This window comes from Pseudomonas sp. Y3 TE3536, assembly GCF_053629175.1.
On record NZ_JBRJHU010000001.1, the window covers coordinates 3251193 to 3269470 of the forward strand.

General features: G+C 64.8%; 16 protein-coding genes. 7 read left to right on the forward strand and 9 right to left on the reverse strand.

Annotated elements, in window-relative coordinates; translation table 11 throughout:
- Positions 1 to 66: 66 nt before the first annotated feature.
- From AB7M33_RS14730 to AB7M33_RS14765, 8 genes are all read right to left on the reverse strand, one after another.
- The gene (locus tag AB7M33_RS14730; protein ID WP_454243035.1) at positions 67 to 1182 is read right to left on the reverse strand and encodes a succinylglutamate desuccinylase/aspartoacylase family protein; all 1116 of its coding nucleotides are present in this window, start codon (positions 1180 to 1182) and stop codon (positions 67 to 69) included.
- Positions 1183 to 1280: 98 nt separating this feature from the next.
- Positions 1281 to 2939 (reverse strand): ATP-dependent DNA ligase, encoded by a 1659-nt coding sequence (locus tag AB7M33_RS14735; protein WP_454243036.1) that lies wholly within the window; start codon positions 2937 to 2939, stop codon positions 1281 to 1283.
- Positions 2936 to 3952 (reverse strand): ligase-associated DNA damage response exonuclease, encoded by a 1017-nt coding sequence (locus AB7M33_RS14740; protein WP_454243037.1) that lies wholly within the window; start codon positions 3950 to 3952, stop codon positions 2936 to 2938. Before AB7M33_RS14740 ends, AB7M33_RS14735 begins: the two co-directional genes overlap by 4 nt.
- Positions 3953 to 4258: 306 nt before the next feature.
- Complete coding sequence (locus AB7M33_RS14745) at positions 4259 to 6700, reverse strand: penicillin acylase family protein (RefSeq protein ID WP_454243038.1); 2442 nt, start codon at positions 6698 to 6700, stop codon at positions 4259 to 4261.
- A gap of 441 nt (positions 6701 to 7141) precedes the next feature.
- On the reverse strand, positions 7142 to 7345 hold the full coding sequence (locus AB7M33_RS14750; protein ID WP_033694179.1) for an SEC-C metal-binding domain-containing protein: 204 nt from the start codon (positions 7343 to 7345) through the stop codon (positions 7142 to 7144).
- A gap of 7 nt (positions 7346 to 7352) precedes the next feature.
- Positions 7353 to 7829, reverse strand: a complete 477-nt coding sequence (locus AB7M33_RS14755) for an LEA type 2 family protein (protein WP_454244223.1) — start codon at positions 7827 to 7829, stop codon at positions 7353 to 7355.
- 2 nt (positions 7830 to 7831) lie between these two features.
- Complete coding sequence (locus tag AB7M33_RS14760; protein ID WP_099430254.1) at positions 7832 to 8308, reverse strand: YchJ family protein; 477 nt, start codon at positions 8306 to 8308, stop codon at positions 7832 to 7834.
- Between the two features lie 2 nt (positions 8309 to 8310).
- Entirely contained in the window at positions 8311 to 8805 is a 495-nt protein-coding gene (locus AB7M33_RS14765) for a DUF6231 family protein (RefSeq protein WP_027594221.1), read from the reverse strand.
- Between the two features lie 159 nt (positions 8806 to 8964).
- On the opposite strand from AB7M33_RS14765, the gene AB7M33_RS14770 reads away from it, so the two are divergent.
- The 3 genes from AB7M33_RS14770 (at position 8965) to AB7M33_RS14780 (ending at position 10865) form a co-directional block, all read left to right on the forward strand.
- Positions 8965 to 9657 (forward strand): OmpA family protein, encoded by a 693-nt coding sequence (locus tag AB7M33_RS14770; protein WP_027594222.1) that lies wholly within the window; start codon positions 8965 to 8967, stop codon positions 9655 to 9657.
- Between the two features lie 181 nt (positions 9658 to 9838).
- Positions 9839 to 10114 carry a DUF1145 domain-containing protein gene (locus AB7M33_RS14775; RefSeq protein ID WP_027594223.1) on the forward strand — a complete coding sequence of 92 codons (276 nt, stop codon included), beginning with the start codon at positions 9839 to 9841 and terminating at the stop codon, positions 10112 to 10114.
- A complete protein-coding gene (locus AB7M33_RS14780; RefSeq protein WP_454243039.1) occupies positions 10107 to 10865 on the forward strand; it encodes a collagen-like protein in 759 nt (252 codons plus the stop codon). The genes AB7M33_RS14775 and AB7M33_RS14780 overlap by 8 nt, the downstream gene beginning before the upstream one ends.
- A gap of 34 nt (positions 10866 to 10899) precedes the next feature.
- On the opposite strand, the gene AB7M33_RS14785 is transcribed toward AB7M33_RS14780, so the two are convergent.
- Entirely contained in the window at positions 10900 to 11364 is a 465-nt protein-coding gene (locus AB7M33_RS14785) for a CopD family protein (RefSeq protein ID WP_099430252.1), read from the reverse strand.
- Between the two features lie 97 nt (positions 11365 to 11461).
- Between AB7M33_RS14785 and dinG the strand changes: the two genes are divergently transcribed.
- The 4 genes from dinG to AB7M33_RS14805 all read left to right on the forward strand — a co-directional run bounded on the left by dinG (position 11462) and on the right by AB7M33_RS14805 (position 18277).
- Positions 11462 to 13606 (forward strand): ATP-dependent DNA helicase DinG, encoded by a 2145-nt coding sequence (dinG, locus tag AB7M33_RS14790; protein ID WP_027594226.1) that lies wholly within the window; start codon positions 11462 to 11464, stop codon positions 13604 to 13606.
- An 81-nt stretch (positions 13607 to 13687) separates the two neighbouring features.
- Positions 13688 to 15925, forward strand: a complete 2238-nt coding sequence (locus AB7M33_RS14795; protein ID WP_454243040.1) for a beta-galactosidase — start codon at positions 13688 to 13690, stop codon at positions 15923 to 15925.
- Positions 15926 to 16045: 120 nt separating this feature from the next.
- Positions 16046 to 17191 carry a serine hydrolase domain-containing protein gene (locus AB7M33_RS14800; protein WP_265968783.1) on the forward strand — a complete coding sequence of 382 codons (1146 nt, stop codon included), beginning with the start codon at positions 16046 to 16048 and terminating at the stop codon, positions 17189 to 17191.
- 99 nt (positions 17192 to 17290) lie between these two features.
- Complete coding sequence (locus tag AB7M33_RS14805; RefSeq protein ID WP_265968785.1) at positions 17291 to 18277, forward strand: OmpA family protein; 987 nt, start codon at positions 17291 to 17293, stop codon at positions 18275 to 18277.
- The last annotated feature ends 1 nt before the right edge of the window (position 18278 follow it).

Consider the following 18278-nt stretch of genomic DNA (forward strand, 5'->3'; position numbering starts at 1 on the left):
GGGCGGGTGATCCTTCGAAGGCTGTGCTTCTACTGACCGCCCGCCAGGGGCATTGGTTTTACCGGATCAATTCCCCAGCAGGTAGCCGCTGCGGCACACCTGCTCGCCCGCCACATGGGCGATGACCATGCCTGCCGTCGCCATGCGGCGCACGCTACGGGCGTACAGCAGGCCGGGTTGGCTGTTGCGCACCGCAGTCACCCGGTCGTTGAGCGGGTCGATGACTTCGGCGATCAACTGGTCGGCTTGCAGGTGCTGGCCTGGGCGCGCGTGGTACACCAGCAAACCGCCAAGCGGCGTCGACACGGGCTCTACGGCCGCCAGGGGCGTGGCCGCGCGGGGCAGTGGAGGAAGGGGGGCGCAGGTGCCTTCGATGACGCCGTTGTGGGTCAGGAAGTCGAGGATCGCCTGGCAGTCCTTGCCGGCCAGGTCATGGCTCACGTCCGCCTGGCCGCGCAATTCGACAGTGACCGAGCAACAGCCCAGCGGAATTGGGAAGCGCTTGCCAAAGCGTTGCTGCAACTGCCACCAGACCAGGCTGAAGCATTCATCGAACGATTGCCCGCCTGAATCGGTGGCCAGCAGGCTCGCCTGGGCGCCCAGGTAGCGGGCCAGTGGCTCGATCTGTGGCCAGGCATCGGGCGTCGTGTACAGGTGCTCGACGGCTTCGAAGTCGCAGTGCAGGTCGAGTATCAGGTCGGCGTCGCAAGCCAGGCGTTGCAAGATCAGGCGCTGGGCCTGGAGTGGGGTGCGTGCGGGGTGGGCGTCTAGCCCGCGGCGCAGGTATTCGCGGATCAAGGCGACGTTGTGTGCGGCGTCCTGGGTCAGGTGTTCTTCGATCTGATCGCCGATGGAATCGGACAGATCGACGAAGTTGCGATTGAAATTCTCGCCACTTTGCAGTTCGAAGCGCCCCAGCGGGGCGTCCAGCAGTACCTGTTCGAGACCGACCGGGTTGGCCACCGGCACCAGGATGATTTCCCGCTGCAGACGGCCCTGTAGTTCCAGCTCGGCCAGCCTGCGCTTGAGGTGCCAGGCCACCAGCATGCCGGGCAGTTCGTCGGCATGCAGCGAGGCCTGGATGTACACCTTGCCGCCACCGCGTGGGCCAAAGTGAAAGCTGTGCAGTTGGCGTGAAATGCCCGGTACGGGAGAAAGCAGGTCGTGGGTCGAATGGTGCATGGTAGTCCTGGCTACGTGGCGAATACGGTCTGCGACACGGGTCGGCACACAGATAGAAGCATAATTTTTGCGTCTGCGCCTGTGCGAATTAGGCTCTGTCAGATCAGCAGCGCCTGCAGTGTCGCGAGGTCGTCGGCTTCTTCGACCGGTTTGTCCAGGCGCCAGCGCAGCATGCGTGGAAAGCGCACGGCGATGCCGCTTTTATGGCGTTTGGACAGGGCAATGCCTTCGAAACCCAGTTCAAACACCAAGGTCGGGGTCACGCTGCGCACCGGGCCGAACGTTTCCACTGTGGTTTTGCGGATGATCGCGTCAACCTTGCGCATCTCTTCGTCGCTCAGCCCTGAATACGCCTTGGCGAAGGGCACCAATGCTCGCCCGGCCGTGCCGGGCGGCGCGTCCCAGACGGCGAAGGTGTAGTCGCTGTAGAGGCTGGCGCGGCGGCCGTGGCCACGCTGGGCGTAGATCAACACGGCATCGACGCTGAACGGGTCGATTTTCCACTTCCACCAGGTGCCCATGTCTTTGGTGCGACCGACGCCATACAAGGCCTCGCGCTGCTTGAGCATCAGGCCTTCCACGCCGAGGCTGCGTGACTGCTCGCGCTGTTCGGCCAGCTCGGCCCAGGTTTGCCCTTCGAGCAAGGGCGAAAGCAGCACAGGCGCCAGCGGGTAATCTGCCACCAGGCGTTGTAACTGCTGACGACGTACGTGCTGCGCCTGGTTGCGCCAATCCTCGCCCTGCCATTCCAGCAGGTCATAGGCCTGCAGCACCACGGGCGCGTCGGCCAGCAGCTTCTTGCCCAGGGTCTTGCGGCCCAGGCGTTGTTGCAACAGGGCGAAGGGTTGCACGGCCAGGGCATCGTCCGTGGCCCCTGGTTTCCACACCAGGATCTCGCCATCGAGCACAACACCGTCCGGCAGTGTTTGCGCCAGGCTGTGCAGCTCGGGGAAGCGATCGGTGACGAGCTCTTCGCCACGCGACCAGACCCACAGCTGGCCGTCGCGCTTGACCACCTGTGCGCGGATGCCATCCCACTTCCATTCGATCTGCCAGTCGCTCGGCGGGCCGAGTTGCGCATCAAATTGCTCGACGGGCGCCTGCAGCGGGTGGGCCAGAAAAAAAGGATAGGGCTGACCGCCACGCTGGCGGTGTTCATCTGCCGACTCGGCAGCGATCAACTGCTGGTAACCGGCGGCGGTAGGGCGGTGGCTGATGTCGGTGTAGCCGACAAGGCGCTGGGCCACGCGCTTGGCGTCCTGGCCGGCCAGTTGCGCCAGGGCGCGGGTGACCAATAGCTTGGACACGCCGACGCGAAAGCTGCCGGTGATCAGCTTCAGGCACAGCATCAGGCTTGGCCGGTCGAGCTGCGCCCAGAGCGGGGGCAGGCGCTGGCGGATCACGTCGGGCGGCAGGCCACGAAGGGGCAGCAGGTGTGTCTCGACCCAGTGGGCCAACCCCTCGTCGCTGCCATGGCTGCTCTCGGGCAGCAGCAACGAGATCGTTTCGGCCAGATCGCCCACGGCTTGATAGCTCTCTTCGAACAGCCATTCAGGCAGTTCTGCCAGCTCAGTCGCCAGTTCGCGCAGCACACGGGTTGGCACCAGTTGCCGCGGGCGGCCGCCGGCGAGGAAGTACACGGCCCAGGCCGCATCCTCGGCAGGCGCCTGGGCAAAGTAGTCGCGCAAGGCGTCGAGCTTGGCGTTGCTGGAGGTGGTCGCGTCCAGGCGCAGGTACAGTGCGGCGAAGGCTTTCATGCCTCGGGCTCCGAGGTCGCGGGCTCGTCTTCGTCGCCGTATTCGGTGGCGAAGGCGCGAGCATCCAGGCCCTGTTCGTTCAAGTAGCGCACCAGCACGTTAACCGAGCCATGGGTGACCATCACGCGCTCCGCGCCGGTCTGGCCAATGGCCCACAGCAGGCCCGGCCAGTCGGCGTGGTCCGACAGCACGAAGCCGCGGTCGACGCCACGCCGCCGGCGTGTGCCGCGCAACAGCATCCAGCCGCTGGCGAAGGCATCGCTGTAATCGCCGAAGCGCCGCATCCAGCTACTGCCCCCGGCAGAGGGCGGAGCCAGGACCAAGGCTTGGCGCATTAATGGGTCGTTGCGCGGGATGTCGCCGGCATAGCGGGTTTCCGGCAGGTGCACGCCCGCTTCGCGGTACACCCGGTTCAACGGCTCGACCGCGCCGTGTACCAGAATCGGCCCGATGCTCGCGTCCAGCCCGTGGAGAATGCGCTGCGCTTTGCCGAAGGCGTAGCAGAACAGCACGCTGGCCTTGCCCTGCGCGCAATTGGCGCGCCACCAGGCGTTGATACCGGCGAACACCTGAGGCTGGCGGGGCCAGCGGTAGATAGGCAGGCCGAAGGTCGACTCGGTGATGAAGGTGTGGCAACGCACTGGCTCGAAGGGGGCGCAGGTGCCGTCGGGTTCGACTTTGTAGTCGCCCGAAGCGACCCAAACCTGGCCCTGGTATTCCAGGCGTACTTGCGCCGATCCCAGCACATGGCCGGCGGGGTGCAAGCTCAGGGTTACACCGTGGTGGAGGATGCGCTCGCCGTAGGCCAAGGTTTGCAGGTTGATGTTCTGGCCCAGTCGGCTGCGCAGGATGCCTGCGCCGGGTGCGGCGGTCAGGTAATGGTTATTGCCAGTGCGGGCGTGGTCGCCGTGGCCGTGGGTGATGATGGCACGGTCCACCGGCCGCCAGGGGTCGATGTAGAAATCACCGGGCGGGCAGTACAGGCCTTCGGGGCGGGCGATAACGAGGTCCATGGCACGGGCGCCGGTGGTGGGTTACCAGTTAGGAGCGCGGTGGGCGATGGGAAGTTCGAGTGAGTTCGTCGTGGGGGTTGTGGCGCCTGTGAGATCGAGCGCCGCTCGTGCGGCGCTTCGCAGCACAAGGCTGCTCCTACATTTTTACGGTTACGCCAAGAAGGTCGCGTGCCCTCGTCTCAGGAATAATTGGCCCGAAACAGATGTAGGAGCAGCCTTGTGCTGCGAAGCGCCGCGCGGGCGGCGCTCGATCTCACAGGCGCTACAAGAGAGGCGTCATGCACTCACGGCATCACACCATCCCCTTCACCGACCCGGCACCAAGGTCAGCCGCTGGCTCCCATACGCCCGCCCAAAGTTCTGCTGTTGCAGCGGCAGGCTCATGAAGCGCCCCTTGAACCAGGCATCCAACCCGTCGCTGTAGTGCGGGCTTGCCGCGTTGCCGGACTGGCCGCTGCTGGTCAGCACCTGCAACGGTTCGGCCTGGCCGAAATCGACGATCATGCGTGCCGATGCTGGCAGGCGGGTGTCGAAGTCACTGCCCCAGGCGTAGGGGGTGAGGGCCAGGGTACTGAAGTCGCCGCCGGCAGCCAGCGGTGAACGGCTGAGGGCATCACCCAGGCCATGGTAGGCCGGTGCCGGCCAGCGGTACTGGTGCAGCTTGCCCCACTGCCAAGCGCGGCGGTCGGCGCCGAGTTGCGCAGTGCCGGCATCCACCGCAGCGGCCAGGCTGCGGGCGAGAATCACCGGCTTGTCTTCTTTCTGCGGGGTGCTGCGGTCATCCCAAAACGGGCTGTCCTCGCGGCCCAGCAGGTGGTCGGCCTGTGCCGAGTAGGAGAGCCGTGCGTTGCTGACGAACGCCTGCCAGGCAGGGCTGGATTCTGGCCCGAGGTCGTCGAGGAAGGTTTCGCGGGCGAAGGCATGAAGGAACAGCTCGTACAGCGCGGCATCTGCCGACACCGGGCTCAGCCGGCCATCGAATGCCTTGAGCCGGGCCAAGGCGTCGCGGGCCTTGTCACGCTGAGTAGGTGGCAGGGCATCGATGGCTTGCTTGAGCGGTTGAGCCATGCCCGGTGCGTCGAACATCTGCTTGAGCTTGTCGGCCAGCAGGGTGACTTGATCGTTTTGCAGGGCCATCAGGCTGCGGCTGTCGTGACGGCCGTTGCCTGCCAACTGAGCCAGGCGCTCGGCGCGCTCGGGGTAGTACCAGGTGTTGGACAACTGCATGCCGTAGCCGCGCGGCAGGCTGCGCTGGTTGGCGTGGCCGATCCAGCCAGCCGGCGGGTCCTGATCGTATGGGTGCAGCATCGGGTCAGCGTAACCGTCCCAGTCGTAACGGCCGTCCCAGCCGGGCGAAGGCAGCAGGCCCTGGCCTTCTCGGCGGTTAGGGTAGCGCCCGCTGACTTGCCAGCCGATGTGCTCTGGCTCGGCGAAGACGAAGTTCAGCGCCGCGGCGGCGACTTCGCGGGTGCTGTCGAATGCCCGTTCGACGGTCTTGGCGCGGGTCAGGTCGAACAGCGCGTCGAGGCTGCGGTCGCCCTTGAATTGAGGCAGGTTCAGCGCCAGGCCCAGGCTGGCGCTTGCCGGCTGGGCAAGCAGGGTGCCGTGGCGCGTGTCGTACATGACCTCGCGCAGCGGGCGTTGGCCACGCACGAAGAAGGTTTCGCTGCGTGCTCGTGCTGGCAGCCATTTGCCGTCGGCCAGGTAGCTCAGCTGGTTGCCTTGGCGGCGCAGTTGCTCCAGGTACAGGTCCTGGTTGTCGGCCATCACGGCGCTGCTGCTCCAGGCGATCTTACCGTTGTAGCCGGCCAGCACGATCGGCAGGCCCGGCAGCGACAGGCCGGCGACCTGGTACTTGCCAGTGTGGATCTGCACCGGGCTTAGCGCGCAGGCGGCCTGGCTGTCGCTGGCCAGCAGGCTCTTGCCGCTGCGGCTGCGTTGGCCTGCCAAGGCCAGGTTGGCCGAGCCTGGGCTACCGAGCAGGTCGAGGTCGGCGAGCTTTTGGCTGGCTGCCGCCAGGGCGGGCAAGCCAGGTAGCTGGCTGGCGAGGTTGAGGCCCTTGAGCTTGTCCACTTCGCTGTCGGCCAACGGTTCGTCCGGTGCGCCGGGCAGCAGCCAGGCCAGCTTGTCGCTGCCGACCTTCTGCGCCAGGGTCAGGGCGCTAAGTTCTTCTTGCAGGTTCACCGATTGGCTGAAGGCGTACAGGCTGAAGATCAGCGCCGAGTCTTCTGGCTTCCAGTACTCAGGGCGATGGCCGCTGCTGGCCAGGCTGGCGGGCAGCTTGTCGCGGTAGCGGAACAGATAGGCGTTGACGCCGCGGGCGTAGACCTCGAAGAAGCGCTTGAGCCGTGGCGAGGCGTCGGCGTATTGCTGGGCGGCGCTTTGCTTGAGGTTGGCGGCGCGCATCAGGCGGTCGATGTCGAGGGCATCGCTGCCGGCAAGTTCGGCGAGGCGGCCTTGGGCGAGCAGGCGCATGGCGACCATCTGCTCGATGCGATCCCCGGCGTGTACGTAACCGAGGCTGAACAGCGCGTCATGGAAGTTGCCGCTCTCGATCAACGGCGCGCCCATGGCATTGCGCCGTACCGAGACGTTTTGTGCCAGGCCTTTGAGCGGCTGTACGCCGGTGGTCGGTGGCACGCTGTCCTGGTAGCCGCCCATCTGGCAACCGGCGAGTCCGAGCATGCCGAGCAGCGTGGCAGCGGTCGTGAACCGCGGGCGGAAGGGAGGAAAGGCGGGGGCGGCCATGACAAGGCTCCTGCAAGGCGTGGCGGGGGTTTGGAAGGCGCTAAGGTAGTGAGCACGCAGGCGCGGTGCAAGGTGCTGAGGCGGTTTATTTACGAATGGTATGTGGGAGGGGCGATGGGCGAGGGGCGGCAGGTGTAGGGCTTGAGTGATGTGGTGTTCTCAAGATCGAGCGCCGCCCGCGCGGCGCTTCGCAGCACAAGGCTGCTCCTACATCTGTTTCGGGCCAGTCATGCCTGAGAGAGAGGCGCGCGACCGCCTTGTTTGTTCGACTCGATATCGTGTCAGGCAATAAGGGGCCGCGCGCTCATGCGACAGGAATAATTGGCCCGAAACAGATGTAGGAGCAGCCTTGTGCTGCGAAGCGCCGCGCGGGCGGCGCTCGATCTCGAGAACAGCACATCACTCAAGCCCTACACCCAGGCCCTCAGTACAACGTGCCGATCAAGCGCCGTGGCACTTCTTGAACTTCTTCTCGCTGCCGCAAGGGCAAGGATCGTTGCGGCCAACGTCCTTCAGGGCGTTACGAACAGGTTCCTGATGGCCGTGGTTGCAGTGCGGGCCGTGCACATGGCCATGGTCGTGATCGTGGTGGTGATCATGATCGTGGTTGCAGTCAGGGCCATGAACATGAGGTTGCTGGGTCATTGCAAAGTTACTCCGGTATGAAATCACCGGGGATTATCTCACCACTGCGCGACAAGTGCAGGTCCCGGTGGAACAGCAACCCGGTGGCCAGCTCGCCCTGCAAGGTGTAATGCAGCGGTTGGTCACTTTTAAGCAGCTTGGCCAGCGGCTTGAGGTGCTGCCACAGGTTGGTCCGCGCTGTGATCTTAAAGGTGCGCCGGGCATGGCCGCCGACGCTGCGCCACACACTGGTCTCATCCTGCACCAGCAGCAGGTCGTTGAGCCGTATCGAATACGCCAGGCTGCGGATGAACAAGCGGCTGTCATTCGGGTTGTCGACGCGCAGGTGCAGCACGAACTCCTGCTCAAGCAGCCTGGCCTTGACCGTTTCGACCCTGACCAGGTGCACCTCAGGTTTGCGCCAGTCGTCGCCGCCCCAGCTGACGCAGCCCGCCAGCAGTGCCAGCAGGGCGCCGAGCAGCAGTACGCGGGCCTGGGCGATCATGCTCAGCTGGCCACGTAACTGGCACAGCATTTCTTGAACTTCTGACCGCTGGCGCAGGGGCAAGGGTCGTTGCGCCCGGCCTTCAGCCCGACCGTGGGGTCGATGAAGTACCAGCGCCCCTCATGCTGGACGAACGCCGAGCGCTCGCGGTGCTGGTGATCGCCGTCCTCATCGTGCCAGCGCGCGGTGAAGGTGACAAAACCGTGCTCGGGTTGGCCGCCCAGCACCTCGGCGCTTTCCACCTCCAGCCCCAACCAGGTGCTCTGGGCGCTCCAGCTGGCCATGGCGGCGCGGTCCAGCGCCGCTTGTTGAGCCGGCAGGGTGGTGCTCACCAGGTAGTCGATCAGGCCCAGCACGTAAGCGCTGTAGCGCGAGCGCATCAGCGTCTGGGCATCCGGCGCCGGGGTTCCGGCATGGTAGTGCCCGCAGCAGGCGTCGAGCAGGTTGCCACTGCCGCAAGGGCAGACCGAGACACTCATCATCACCACCAGTACTTTCCAAAATTTTCAGGGTTGGCCCAGAATCGCGCATTGAGCCAGTCCGGGACTTGCTTGTAGTCATGTAGATCATAGGTGAAGAGGCTCAACACCTGCCCTTCACGACGGAATTTTTCGCTGGCAGACAAGGCCAGGGCGAAAAAGTCGGTGTCTTGCCAACCGCAGGCCGAGAGGTCGGCCAGCACCGCAACCCGGCTGGCATTAAGGTTACGAATGCCGCCCAGCAGTTCCAGGCCGGTACGCTTGGGCAGGTGCTCCAGGCAGTCCACCAGCACCGCCAAGTCGAAGCGTTGACCGGCAAGGTCTGCCGGCAACGGGCCGGGTGCAGTCGTTGCGATGGCCACCTGCGGGTGTGCCTCGGCAAAGGCGTCCAGTGCGGGGAAGCGCGTGCCTACCAGCAACAGGCGTTGAGGGGTAAAACGCTCGAGCAGGGCCGCCAAGGCCTGCTGGGGCGTGCGCTGGGAAAAACCGTCGGTCATTGCCAATCCTCGTTCAAGTCATCCAAGACTAACGGGCCGCAGCGCCTGGGCAAAGCGGCATGTGACCGCGTCGTGGCTTATTGCTGGCAGGGATGGATTGCGCGGTCTTTACTCCCAGAGATCGGCCTTATGCCGATTCCCCTAGGAGAAGCAACGAAAATGAGCATAGTACGCACAGCGATACCCCTGGTACTGCTCACCAGTGTGTTGACTGGTTGTGCAGGTTTGCAAAAAACCGACTGGCCGAAGTGTGCTGCCGTCGGGGGCGTAGGCGGCGCCGCCTTGGGTGCCATCGAGAGTTCCAGCTGGGCTGGCTGGGGCGCGTTGCTGGGCGGTGGCCTGGCGGCGGGCTATTGCTGGGCCCATGGCGATGGCGACGAGGATGGTGACGGCGTGCCGGACAGCCGTGACAAGTGCCCCGGCACCCCACGCGGTGTGCAGGTCGATGCCAATGGCTGCCCGCCAGAACCGGTCGCGGTGGTCGAGGAAGTCGTGGTGCAGAAGGAAGAAGTCATCGTCATCCGCGATGTGCACTTCGAGTTCGACTCTGCGCGTCTGACCGCCAAGGATAAAGAGCGGCTGAACACCATCGCCACCCGCCTCAAACAGGAAGCACCGAGTGCCCGCCTTAGTGTCAGCGGCCATACCGACAGCGTGGGCTCTGACACCTATAACCAGAAACTGTCCGAGCGCCGTGCCCACTCGGTGACCGATTACCTGGTCGAGAGCGGTGTGCCGCGCAGCAGCTTCGTCTCGATAGTGGGTGCCGGTGAAACCCAGCCAGTGGCTGACAACGCCACGGCCGATGGGCGCGCCATGAACCGTCGCACCGAGATCAAGATCCAGCGGTGACGGCCAGCACCAGCGTCCGCGCCTGGAGCAGTGGCGCGGGCGCAGGCTGCTGGGCAGTTCGATCCGACAAGCGTCACTGCAGGGCCTCTGGCGCACGCCTTGGCATTACAGGTACTGTTGGTCGCACGGCTCGCTCGAACGGGCCGCTTCGACATAACAATAAATGTAGAGGGGCGGGGCTATGAAGTTCATCCTGGGCCTGGGCAAGGTCCTGACCGTTATCTTCTGGGGCGTGGCGCTGTTCAATCTGTTGATGCCGCAACCCTTGCCATTCAATCTTCTGATCAACGCGGCAGGCATTGTCTTGCTGAGCCTGCATGTGCTCGAGGTGTTGTTCTTCAACGCCAGCCTGCGTGGGCGCAGCCACCGTTGGTTCGACCGCTTGCAGATCCTGCTGACGGGGATCTTCCATGTCATGTCCATTCCTCGTGCGCAGGAGGCGCCGCGCAATGCGTAATCTGATGTTGCTGGCGGTGTTGGCCGCGCCCTTGGCCCAGGCCGAAAGCCTTGAAGTGGCTTCCAATTCCATGCTGCGCTTGCCCGACAAGTCGGCCAGCGTGCACCTTGAGTCCCTGCGCGTGGCCGACTCGGCGACGCTGCTTTTGCCTGCCACGCTCACCGAGTTGAAGGTCGATCACCTGCAACTGGGGCGCGAGGCGCGTATCGCCATTGCCCCCGCTGACTACCCGCTGCGCATCGAAGCACGCAGTGCCCGGCTGGGTGAGGGCAGCCAGATCAGTGCCCCGGGTGCGCCAGGCACCTACCAGCGTGCGGCCCGTTCCGGGCGAAGCCTGGACTTGAAGCTGGATGAGTTAGAGGCCGAGCAACTGTCGATCGATGCCCGAGGCGGTGCCGGCGCGCCGGGTTATGCAGGGCTTGATGGTGCCAACGGCCAAGCCGGGGGCTGCACCTGGGGCCAAGCCAGCCGCGGCGCCAATGGCGATGATGGCGGCAACGGGCATGACGGTGCGGCGGGTGGGCGAATTCGCCTGAGTGTGCCGCAGGGCTTTGCTCAATCGCGCATTGTGGTGCGCCTGGATGGCGGTGCCCCAGGCCAGGCCGGCACAGCGGGCAAGGCAGGCAAAGGCGGGGCGAGTAAAGGGTGTTTGGTCTATCGCACCGATGCCGGTGCCAGCGGGCGGCCGGGGCAACCGGGCCAGCCAGGCCTGGCCGGTGCCTCGGGTGAGTTGATCCTGCAGCGCCTTTGACCCGCGCGGGCGGCGCGGCCCAGGGTTGCGTCGCCTACAGCACCCACCGCGAGCTGGCCACTGCCACCACCGCGATGCCCAGCAGCAGGTTGATGCCGACCATCCGTCGAATCCTGCCCAGTACCGCGGCCCCCGCCGCCCAGTCCTCGGCCTGCACGGCTGTTTTCAGCTCTGGCAGCAGCAAGGCCTGGATGCGCATGAACAGGGCGAACATGGCAATGCCGCCACCGATCATCACATGCACGTACTTGGGCGCGGTCTCGAAGCCTGTGAAGCGCATGTGCAACATGCCGATACCACTGATCGCCAAAATCGCGACCGCCAACCAGACCCATCTGAAGAAGCGTCGGAAAACTTCCACCCACAACCGCAGGCGCGCAGGCCCGTCGAGGGCTGCAACCGTTGCCGGCCGCAGCACCAGCCAGGCGAAGAACATGCCGCCGACCCAGACCAGCGCGGCCAGGACATGCAGTGTGTAGGGGAGGGCAAAGGCAAGCATCCGGATCTCCATGCGGCATAAAGGGCAATAGCGGGGTATGATAGCCGCCCATGCGAAACACTGAAAATATATCCAGCCCTTCGGGCGCCTGCAGACCATGATCAGCAACGAACTCAAAGCCACCATCCAGGGCGCCTACTCGCGTTTTCTCGAAGCCAAGAGCCTCAAGCCGCGCTACGGCCAGCGCCTGATGATCGCCGAAGTGGCCAAGGTGCTCGGCGACATCGCCTGCGACGATGAAGGCCGCCGTGCCGGCGAGCCTGCCGTTGTCGCCGTCGAGGCGGGTACCGGTACCGGCAAGACGGTCGCCTATGCGCTGGCCGCGATCCCGGCCGCCAAGGCTGCCGGCAAGCGCCTGGTCATCGCCACCGCGACTGTCGCCCTGCAAGAGCAGATCGTCTTCAAGGACCTGCCCGACCTGATGCGCAGCAGCGGGCTGAATTTCAGCTTCGCCCTGGCCAAGGGACGCGGCCGCTACCTGTGCCTGTCCAAGCTCGATGTGCTGCTGCAAGAAGGCCACGCACAATCGGCCACTGCGCAGTTGTTCGAGGAAGAAGGCTTCCACATCGAAGTCGACGAGCGCAGCCAGAAACTGTTCAACAGCATGATCGAGAAACTGGCGGGCAACCGCTGGGACGGCGACCGCGACAGCTGGTCCGAAGCCCTGGAAGACCAGGACTGGGCACGCCTGACGACCGATCACAGTCAATGCACCGGCCGCCACTGCCCTAACTTCCAGCAGTGCGTGTTCTATAAAGCGCGCGAGGGCATGGGCAAGGTCGACGTGATCGTCACCAACCATGACATGGTCCTGGCTGACCTGGCCCTGGGGGGCGGCGCGGTGTTGCCCGACCCACGCGACACCATGTACGTGTTCGACGAAGGCCACCACCTGCCAGACAAAGCCATTGGCCACTTCGCGCATTACTCGCGCCTGCGCTCCACGGCCGACTGGCTGGAGCAGACCGCCAAGAACCTCACCAAGCTGCTGGCCCAGCACCCGTTGCCGGGTGACCTGGGCAAACTGATCGAACAGGTGCCGGAGCTGGCACGTGAGATCCGCACCCAGCAGCAGTTCATGTTCACCCTGTGCGAACAGGTCGCGGACTTCCGCCCCAGTGAAGACACCGAGGGCCGTGAACGCCCGCGCTATCGCTTCGAAGGGGGCGTGGTGCCGGAGCAGATCCGCGAGGTGGGCATCGAACTGAAAAAGGGCTTCGCCCGTCTCAACGACCTGTTCACTCGCCTGGCCGACCTGCTGAAGGAAGGCATGGACGGTGAAGTCAATATCGGTATCGCCAGCCACCAGGCCGAAGAATGGTACCCGCTGTTCGGCAGCCTGGTGACCCGCGCACAGGGCAACTGGGAGCTGTGGACGGCCTTCACCGCCGAAGACCCCGAAGACAGCCCGCCCATGGCGCGTTGGCTGACCCTGGCCGAAAGTGGAGCGTTGTTCGACATCGAAGTCAACGCCAGCCCCATTCTCGCCGCCGAAATGCTCCGTCGCAGCCTGTGGAGTGTCGCCCACGGCGCGCTGGTGACCTCGGCCACGCTCACCGCCCTGGGCAAGTTCGACCGCTACCGCATGCGTTCGGGCCTGCCGCGTGATGCCGTTACCTGCGTGGTCCCCAGCCCGTTCGTGCATGGTGATGCCGGCCTGCTGCGGGTGCCCGACCTGGGCGCCGACCCACGTGATGCGGCGGCGCACACCGCCGCCATCATCCGCGAGCTGCCCAACATGCTCGACGATGCCCGCGGTGCGCTGGTGCTGTTCTCGTCGCGCAAGCAGATGCAGGATGTGTTCGACGGCCTGGACCGGGACTGGCGCAAGCTGGTGCTGATCCAGGGCAACCTGTCCAAGCAGGAGACCTTGAACAAGCACAAGGCGCGGGTCGATGACGGCCAGCACAGCGTGTTGTTCGGCCTGGCCAGCTTTGCCGAAGGTGTCGATTTGCCCGGTGCCTATTGCGAGCATGTGGTGATCGCCAAGATCCCCTTCGCCGTGCCCGACGACCCGGTCGAGGCGGCCCTGGCCGAGTGGATCGAAGCCCGCGGCGGTAACCCGTTCATGGAAATTGCCGTGCCGGATGCCTCGTTGCGGTTGATCCAGGCCTGTGGCCGGTTGCTGCGGACCGAGCAGGATCGCGGCGTCATCACCTTGCTCGATCGGCGCCTGGTCACCCAGCGCTACGGCAAGGCTATTCTCAATGCGCTGCCGCCCTTCCGGCGGGAGATTTCCTGACGGCCGGAGCACACTGCTCCGGCTTGTTGTCCATCACTCAGTCTTGGGCTCACGAGGGCCCTGAAGGAGAGCCCCAGCCCTATGGTCCGCCGTACCCTGCCTGTCGTATTCGCCCTGTTGTTCAGCTCGCCCTTGCTGGCCGGGCAGCAGACGCTGTTCAGCTTCGTGCGCCCGGCCTCGGTGGTCAACGTGGTGACCGAAGATGCCGGCATGCCGCAGTACAACGCAGAGCAAACGGCCGGGGGGGAGGTGCTGCGGCGTGTGGTGTTCAACCCGGTCGAGCGGCCGACCCTGCGCCTGAGCCCGCAAAGCGGTGCCTGGGACTGGTCGGCCGGGCAGTTCCTGACCTTGCGCCTGCAAAGCGCCATGGATTGGGCGCTGACTGTGGATGTCACCGTGCTGGGCACTGATGGCCGCAAGCTGACCAGCCGCATCGACCTGCCAGCCGGGCCGGCCCAGACGGTGATGGTGCCGCTCACGGCCACCTCGCCGTTGAGCCAGGGCATGCGCGCTGGCCCGCCAATGCCGTGGACGTATGCCGGCCAGCGCCTGCTGCTGACCAGTAGCGCGGGCGCTGTAGACCTTAAGCAAGTGGCCTCTGTCAGCCTGACGATCCCCAACCCCAAGGTGGCGCAGAGCCTGCTGATCGAGAAAGTGGGTATTCAGGATGACGACCAGGCCTATAAAGCGGCCTACCACGAGCTGATTGACGCTTATGGCCAGTCCACGCGTGGCCAATGGCCTGAAAAAATCGGCAGCGACGAGCAGCTCAAGGCTGCCGATGTGCGCGAACAGCAGCAACTCAAGGGCTGGCTGGCAGAGCTTGGCAAGCAGCCCCTGGACACCTATGGCGGGCTGCTGGACGGGGCGGCGTTCGAGGCCAAGGGCTTTTTCCGAACCGAGAAGCGTGATGGGCGCTGGTACCTGGTAACGCCGGATGGCCACCCGTTCTACTCGCTGGGTGTCAACGCCGTGGCCGCGGATGGCGGGCGCACCTACGTCGAAGGCCGTGACGGCATGTTCAAGGCGCTGCCCGGCGATAATGATCCGCTGGCGGCGTTCTATGGCAAGGGTAACAACGACGACGGCAATGCCTCGTCGCAAGGGCGCAACTTCAAGCAGGGGCGTTGGTTCGACTTCTATGCCGCCAATATCCAGCGCACCTATGGCAAACCTTGCACGCCCAGCGTTGAGGGGCAGCCTGCAGTAGAGTGCCCGCCATTGGTGCTGGATGCCTCGCGCTGGCAGACGCACGCGCTCGATCGCCTGCAAGCCTGGGGTTTCAATACCCTGGGTAACTGGAGCGATTCGGCGTTGGGCCAGGCCAAGCGCATGCCCTACACCTTGCCGCTGTCGATTGTCGGTGACTACGCCAGCATCAGTACGGGCATGGACTGGTGGGGCAGCATGCCCGACCCCTTCGACCCTCGGTTCGCCATGGCCACCGAGCGCGCGGTCGCCATTGCCGCCCGGGACCACCGTGATGACCCGTGGCTGATCGGCTACTTCGCTGACAACGAGCTGGCCTGGGCCGCCCCGGGCAATGACCCCAAGGCCCGCTACGGGCTGGCCTACGGCACACTGCGCCTGACCACCGACGTGCCCGCCAAGCGTGCCTTCCTCAAGCAACTGCGGGACAAATACCGCAACCAGGAGGGCCTGTCCAAGGCTTGGGGGATTGAACTGTCCGCCTGGGAGCTGATGGAAGACCCCGGTTTCGAGGCCCCCTTGCCCAACCCGGAGCACCCGGAAATCGAGCGGGATTACCAGTACTTCCAACAGGTGTTCGCCGAGACCTATTTCAAGACCATCGCCGATTCGTTGAAGTGGCACGCGCCCAATCACCTGCTGCTCGGCGGCCGCTATGCGGTGAGCACGCCAGAAGCGGTCAAGGCCTGTGCGGAGTTCTGCGACGTGCTGAGTTTCAACTTCTATACCCTCAAGCCTGAGGACGGTTACGACTTCGCCCGCCTTGCCGAGCTGGACAAGCCGGTGCTGGTGTCCGAGTTCCAGTTCGGCTCCCGCGACCGTGGGCCGTTCTGGCCGGGGCCGTTGGAGGTGGCGCGTGAAGAAGACCGTGGGCCGGCCTATGGCAACTTCCTCAAGGCCGCGTTGGCGCAGCCGATGATCGTCGGGGCGCATTGGTTCCAGTACCTGGACCAACCGGCCAGTGGGCGGCTGCTCGATGGTGAGAACGGGCACCTGGGGCTGGTGGCCATCACTGATGTGCCCTACCCAGGGTTCGTCGAGGCGGTGCGTAAAAACAACCAGCAGGCCATTGGTCAGTTGCGCGCGCAGTTGGCCAAGCCGCAGCCGTGAGCCATCGGGGCCGTCAAACGGCCCCTTTACCTGCGACCACCCAGCCTAAGCCAGTTTGCAAAACCGCCAACTACTGAAACAATGCACGCCATTTTCAGAAGGTCGTACGGAGAACAGTGGGTGCAGATCCAGGGTCACTATGAGCTGAAGTTCGAGGCGGTGCGTGAAGCCTTCGCCGAGTTGTTCGATGATCCCCAGGAGCGTGGCGCGGCGCTGTGCATCCAGGTGGGCGGCGAGACCGTGATCGACCTGTGGGCGGGCACCAGCGACAAGGACGGGCAGCAGGCCTGGCACAGCGACACCATCGCCAACCTGTTCTCCTGCACCAAGACTTTCACCGCCGTCACCGCCTTGCAACTGGTAGGCGAGGGCAAATTGGCGCTGGATGTTCCGGTCGCGCATTACTGGCCCGAATTCGCTCAGGCCGGCAAGCAGTCCATCACCCTGCGCCAGTTGCTCAGCCATCGCGCTGGCCTGCCGGCCATCCGTGAGTTGCTGCCTGCCGAGGCGTTGTATGACTGGCAGGCGATGGTCGATGCCTTGGCCGCCGAAACCCCGTGGTGGGCGCCTGGCACCGAACACGGCTACGCCGCCATCACTTATGGCTGGCTGATCGGGGAGCTGATCCGCCGTGCAGACGGCCGTGGCCCAGGCGATTCGATCGTGGCCCGTACGGCCCGGCAGTTGGGGCTGGACTTCCATGTCGGCCTGGCGGATGACGAGTTTTACCGTGTGGCGCATATCGCACGCGGCAAAGGTAACCCCGGCGATGCCGCGGCCCAGCGCTTGCTGCAGGTGACCATGCGTGAGCCCGAGGCGCTGTCGACCCGTGCGTTCACCAACCCGCCAGCGATTCTCACCAGTACCAACAAGCCCGAGTGGCGGCGCATGCAGCAACCGGCGGCCAATGGCCACGGCAATGCCCGCAGCCTGGCAGGCTTCTATGCCGGGCTGCTCGATGGCAGCCTGCTCGAGTCCGAGCTGCTCGACGAACTCACCCGTGAGCACAGTATCGGCCAGGATCGCACCTTGCTGACCCAGACCCGTTTCGGCCTGGGCTGCATGCTTGACCAGCCCGAGGTGGCCAATGCCACCTTTGGCCTCGGTGCCCGTGCGTTCGGGCATCCCGGCGCGGGCGGCTCAGTAGGTTTCGCCGACCCAGAGCACGATGTGGCATTCGGTTTTGTGGTCAATACCCTTGGCCCGTATGTGCTCATGGACCCAAGAGCCCAGAAGTTGGTCCGCGTTCTTGCCAGTTGCCTTTGATCGGGTAATGCGGGTATTGGCTGACCCCTTTGACTATCCTCAATGTCTACGCGTTAAGTGCGTTGGCAAAATTTCCTTCTATTTCATGGTGTATCGCTGATGTCTTCACATAAAACCTTAGCACTCGCCCTGTGCCTGACCGCCGTTACCGGCTGCGCCAGCCACTCCCCGGACGCCGCGAAGGACAGTGGTTTCAACTGGTGGCCTTTTGGGTCGGACCAGGTTGCCGAGCAGGAAGTGAAGCAAGCCGTCACCGAAAAGGTCGCCAAGGCCGATGCCAAGTCTGAAAGCGCAAGCCGCTGGTGGTGGCCGTTTGGCGGCGACGACACGGCCAAAGGGCCTGTTGTACCGAAGATCGACCAGAAAGCCACCCAAGCCTGGTTGGACGAATACGAGCCCAAGCTGCGTGAAGCCATCAAGGACAGCAAGCTGGAACTGGAGCGCCGTGACAACGTGCTGGCGGTGACCATTCCGGTGGACAGCTCGTACAACCCTGATCGCCCGAACATGCTGCTGCCGATGACCCTGGGCCCGATCACCCGTGTGGCCAAGACCGTCGAGGGCGATTCCAAGACCGCCGTGTTGGTGCTGGGCCATGCCGACAGCAGCGGTGTTGCAGCGGCTAACCAGAAGCTCAGCCTGGAGCGCGCCGCCTCGGTGTCGGCGATTTTCCGCCTCAGCGGCCTGCAACGTGATCGCCTGAGCCTGAAGGGGATGGGGTCGGTAATGCCGCGCGCCGCCAACGACAGCGCCGAAGGCCGTGCACTGAACCGCCGTGTGGAATTGCTGCTGACGCCACAGAACACCATGCTCGCGCTGCTGGCCAAGTACCAACAGGCCGCGCCGGCACCGACCCCAGCGTCGATGGTCGCGGTTCAGGATGCCAAGGCACCTGCCGCCAAGGCCGTCAGCACCAAACCGGCTGCCAAGGCCGCTGCCAAACCGGCCGCGAAAAAGCCTGTCGCCAAGGCCAAGGCACCCGCCAAGACGGCTGCAAAAAGCAAAGCCGCGCCGGCCAAGCCCGCTGCCAAGAAGGCGACCACCGACAAGAAAGTAGCCGCCAACAGCCCTGCGAAGACCAACTGAT